Here is a 5,254-nt window from a genome sequence, read left to right as displayed (position 1 = left end):
CTCGGCCGGATCGACGTGCCGGGTCTGGGGCTCGAGCCGATGCAGGCCGAGGCGACGACCGCGAAGTTCGATCTGACGCTGAAGATCGCCGAAGCGGGCGACGCGCTGGAGGCAAGTTTCGAATACGACGCGGACCTGTTCGATGCGTCGACGATCGAGAAGATGTCGTCGCGCTTCTTACGACTGCTTGATGGGATCGTGGCGGACGCATCGTGCCCGGTGAGCGACCTGCCGATGTTGGGGAGCGCGGAGCGGCACCGGCTGCTGGTACGCTGGAACGATACCGGGGTGACCTATCCGCCCACGCAGACACTGCACGCGTTGTTCGAAGAGCAGGTTGAGCGTACGCCGGAAGCGATGGCCGTGGTGTGCGGCGAAGAGCAGGTCAGCTTTGCGCAGCTCAATGCGCGGGCGAACCGTCTGGCCCATCACCTGAGAGCGCTGGGAGTCGGGCCGGACGTGCTGGTGGGGCTGTGCGTTGGCCGTTCGGTGGAGATGGTGGTGGGGCTGCTGGGGATATGCAAGGCGGGCGGCGCCTATGTGCCGCTGGACCCGACCTATCCGGTACAGCGTCTGGCGACGATGGTATTTGATGCGCAACTGGCGGTGGTGCTCACCCAGACCGCGCAGGACGACCTGCTGGGGCGAATTGCGACGACGCTCGGCGAGCGGCGCTGGCACACCGTGAACCTCGACGATCATGCGGCAATGTCGTCCTGTGCGGATGACAACCCGCGCTCCGCAACCTTGCCGCAGCATCTGGCTTACGTGATCTACACCTCCGGTTCCACGGGGGTGCCAAAGGGTGTCGGCATGCCCCATGCGCCGCTGCTGAACCTGATTCACTGGCAGGTCGGGCAGACTGGGCGTGACCCGTCGCAACGCACGCTGCAGTACTCGGCGTTCGGCTTCGACGCGTCGTTCCACGAAATTTTCGCGACCCTGTGCATCGGTGCCGAACTGCGGCTCATCGACGCGCAAGCGCGGTTGCAGTTCGACAAGCTGCTGCGCCTGCTGGGCCAACAGCGGCTGCGGCGCATATTTGTTCCGGTGCTGGTGCTGCAGGCACTGGCGGAAGCGGCGGCGGATCTTGACGACATCGAATGGGCGCAGCTCGGCATCGTCCTCGAACACATCCAGGTCGCCGGCGAGGCGTTGCGCGTGACGCCGCAGATCGCCGCGCTGTTCGGACGCCTGAAAGGCTGCCGGCTGCACAATCACTACGGCCCTACCGAATCCCATGTGTGCACGGCCTACACCCTGGACGGCGACCCCGGCACGTGGGCCGGCCTGCCACCCATCGGCACCGCGATAGCGAACGCCAGGATGCTGATCCTGGACGCACGGGGCAATCCCGTACCGGAGGGCGTCGCGGGCGAGTTGTATATCGGCGGCATGGTGTTGGCGCGCGGGTATCTGAATCGTGCGGACCTGACGGCGGAGCGCTTCCTGCCGGACCCGTTCGGGGAGCCGGGGGCGACGATGTACCGCAGCGGCGATCTGGCGCGATGGCTCAGCGACGGCAACATCGAATACATGGGTCGTGCGGACCAGCAGGTGAAGATTCGCGGCTTCCGTATCGAGCCGGGGGAGATCGAGGTAATGCTGGCGGCCCATGAACGTGTGCGCGAGGCCGTAGTGATCGCGCGAGACGATCTGACGGGTGGGCGTCGGCTGGTGGGCTACGTGGTGGCCGAAGGCGAGCCGCCCGCGGCGGGGGATCTGCGTGGGTATTTGCAGCAGATCCTGCCGGAATACATGGTTCCGTCGCATTTCGTGATGCTGGACGCGCTACCGCTGACTCCGAACGGCAAGCTGGACCGCCGCGCGCTGCCGACGCCGGACCTGAGCCACGGCGAGGCGGTATTCGTGGAGCCGCGCACGGAGTCCGAACGCACCCTGGCCGCAATACTGGCCGAGGTGCTCGGTGTCGACCGGGTGGGCGCGCAGGACGACTTCTTCGACCTCGGTGGTCACTCGTTGCTCGCCACGCAGATCATCGCGCGGCTGCGCGCGGCGTCCGGCACGGAATTGCCGCTACGGGCGCTGTTCGAGGCGCCCGTCGTAGCCGACCTCGCGAAGCGGCTCGACGACGCCCGGCGGGAGGAAGCCGGCGAGGCCTTGCCTCCCGTCGTGGCGCTGGATCGCGACCAGCCGTTGCCGCTGTCGTTCGCGCAACAGCGGCTATGGTTCCTCGACCAGCTGGAACCCGGCAGCGCGTCTTACCACATTCCGATGGCCATGCGGCTGCACGGTTCGCTCGACCGGGAAGCACTGCGCCTGACGCTCAACGAGGTGGTGCGCCGGCACGAGGCATTGCGTACCCACTTCATCACGCGCGACGGGGTGGCGATGCAGGAAATCGCCGCGCATCTGGCGCTCGATCCGGCGTTCGTCGATCTGTCCGCAGTGTCGCAAGCCGCGCAGCCGACGCGCTTGCGCGTACAACTGGACGAGCAGGCCCAGGCGCCGTTCGATCTGTCGACGGGTCCGCTGATTCGCGCGACGCTGATCCGGCTGGGAGATCGGGATCACGTCGTGTCGCTGGTCGTGCATCACATCGTCTCGGACGGGTGGTCGACGGGCGTGCTGGTGCGCGAAGTGGCGGCGCTTTACCGCGCGTTCGCGGCCGGTGAGGCGTCGCCGCTGGCGCCGCTTCCAGTGCAGTATGCGGACTTCGCGCACTGGCAACGCGCATGGCTGACGGGCGCGGTGCTGGAGCGGCAGCTCGACTACTGGGGCGAGCAACTGGCGGGCGCGCCGGCGCTGCTGAACCTGCCGACGGATCGAGCGCGGCCGACGGTCAAGCGGCACCGCGGCAGGGCGCATCGTTTCGAAATAGACGCAGCAACCACGGCTGGAATGCATGCATTGAGCCGACGCGTGAACGGCACCCTGTTCATGACGCTGGCGGCCGGCTTCGGTGTGCTGCTGTCGCGGCATGCCAACGAGCACGACATCAGCATCGGCACACCGATCGCGAACCGTCGTGACGCGCAGACGGAAAGCCTGATCGGCTTCTTCGTCAACACCTTGGTGCTGCGTCAGCAGATCGATGCCCGCGAGTCGTTCGAGAGCCTGCTGCGCCGCACCCGCGAGACCACGCTCGGCGCCTATGCCCATCAGGATGTGCCGTTCGAACAGCTGGTGGAGGTTTTGCAGCCGCAACGCGGCCTCGGTCATACGCCGCTGTTTCAGGTGATGCTGGCGCTTCAGAACGCACCGCTCGATGTGATGCGCTTGCCGGATCTGACGCTGGAGCCGGTGGCTGGTGAGGACACGGGTGCGAAGTTCGACCTGACGCTAAACCTGGAAGAACGCGGCGACGTGCTGGACGCAAGCTTCGTCTACGACACTGATCTGTTCGATGCGTCGACCATTGCGCGTATGGCGTCGCACTTCGCGGTGCTGTTGCGGGACGTGGTCGCGCGGCCGGAGACGTCCGTCGGCGATCTCGCGATGCTCGAGGCCGCAGAGCGCGAAGCGTTGCTGACGCAGGGCAACGCCCCGGCAACCGACTTTCCATCCGCGCAGACATTGCACGGTTTGTTCGAGGCGCAGGTCGAGCGCACACCGGATGCCGTCGCCGTCGAATTTGACGATCGATCGCTGAGCTATGCTCAACTGAATGCGCGTGCCAATTGCCTTGCGCATCGGCTTGCCGCACTTGGCGTCAGACCGGACGTGCGGGTCGGGCTGTGCGTCGAGCGCTCGCTGGACCTGATCGTCGGCCTGCTCGCTGTGCTGAAGGCGGGCGGTGCGTACGTGCCGATGGACCCGACTTATCCGCGTGAGCGGCTCGCGTATCTGCTCGACGATGCGGCGCCCGCGGTCGTCCTGACACAGACGCAGGTATGCGCTCGTCTGGTTGCCGATGGTCTAGCTGGCGCGATCCCAGTGCTTTGTCTAGACGACGAAGCGACGTTCGCAAGCTCGCCGTCGAGTAACGCTGTGTCGGCAGCGCTGGCGCAGCACCTGGCCTACGTGATCTATACCTCCGGCTCCACCGGCATACCGAAGGGCGTGTTGTCGCAGCATCGCAACGTGGTCAGCCTGTTCTGGGGCACGCGCGAGCGCTTCGGTTTCGATGCCGACGACAGCTGGGCGCTGTTCCATTCGAGCGCCTTCGATTTCTCCGTATGGGAGATCTGGGGCGCGCTGCTACACGGCGGCCGTCTGGTTATCGTGCCGTTCGAAACCAGCCGCTCGCCTGCGCAGCTTTACGCCTTGCTGGCCAGCCGGCGCGTGACGGTGCTGAACCAGACGCCTTCGGCTTTCATGCAGTTGATGAAATACGACGAGCAGACCGTCGGCTTGCCGCCGCTGTCGCTGCGCTTCGTGGTGTTCGGCGGCGAAGCGCTCAATGCACGCATGCTGGCACCTTGGTTCGCGCGGCACGGCGACCACGGCCCTGTGCTCGTCAACATGTACGGGATTACGGAAACCACAGTGCACGTGAGTTATCGCCGCGTGACAGCCGATCTTGCCCAGCCCGGTTCGATCGGCGCTCCGATCGGCAATCTGCAGGTTTATATCGTCGACGGACGGGGCAATCCGGTGCCGGTCGGCGTGGTCGGCGAACTGCTCGTCGGCGGCGAGGGCCTCGCTCGTGGCTATCTGAACCGTCCGGACCTGAGCGCTGAGCGGTTCGTGCCAGATCCGTTCGGCCATCCTGGCAGCCGGCTTTATCGCACAGGCGACCTGGGCCGTTATCTTGCGGATGGGAGCATCGAATTCTTGGGTCGCGCCGATCATCAGGTGAAGATTCGCGGTTTCCGGATCGAGCCTGGCGAGATCGAGGCGGCGCTGATGGCGCATGAATGGGTGAAGGAGGCGGTGGTGGTCGCACGCGAGGATTTCGTGGACGACTTGCGGCTGGTCGCTTATGTGACATGGCGCGATGCCGGCAGGACCAGGCAGGATGCCGAAGCATTGCGCGACCAGTTGCGCCAGACATTGCCCGACTACATGTTGCCGTCGCATTGGGTGGCGCTCGACGCGTTGCCGCTGACGGGCAACGGCAAGCTGGATCGCCGCGCACTGCCGGTGCCGGATCTGAGCCGCGGCGAGCACGCGTATGTCGAGCCGCGTACCGACATGGAGCGCACGCTGGTGGCCATCTGGGCCGAACTGATCGGCGTGGATCGGGTCGGCGCGCTCGACAACTTCTTCGAGCTCGGCGGTCACTCGTTGCTGGCGACTCGAATGATCGCGCGGCTGCGCGATTTGGTCGGCGTGGAATTGCCGCTGCGCG

The 5,254-nt window shown here is 66.0% G+C and carries 1 protein-coding gene; it reads left to right on the top strand.

Translation table 11 applies throughout. The annotated features are described in order from the left end of the window. A partial coding sequence (locus HB633_RS30415; RefSeq protein ID WP_213781832.1) for a non-ribosomal peptide synthetase occupies positions 1-5,254 on the top strand: 5,254 nt, incomplete at both ends.

Origin of the sequence: Caballeronia sp. dw_276, assembly GCF_018449635.1 — a bacterium.
In the GTDB taxonomy this organism is placed as follows: Bacteria; Pseudomonadota; Gammaproteobacteria; order Burkholderiales; family Burkholderiaceae; genus Caballeronia.
The sequence above is the reverse complement of the archived record's forward strand: the minus strand, read 5'-3'. Positions and strand labels throughout refer to the sequence as shown.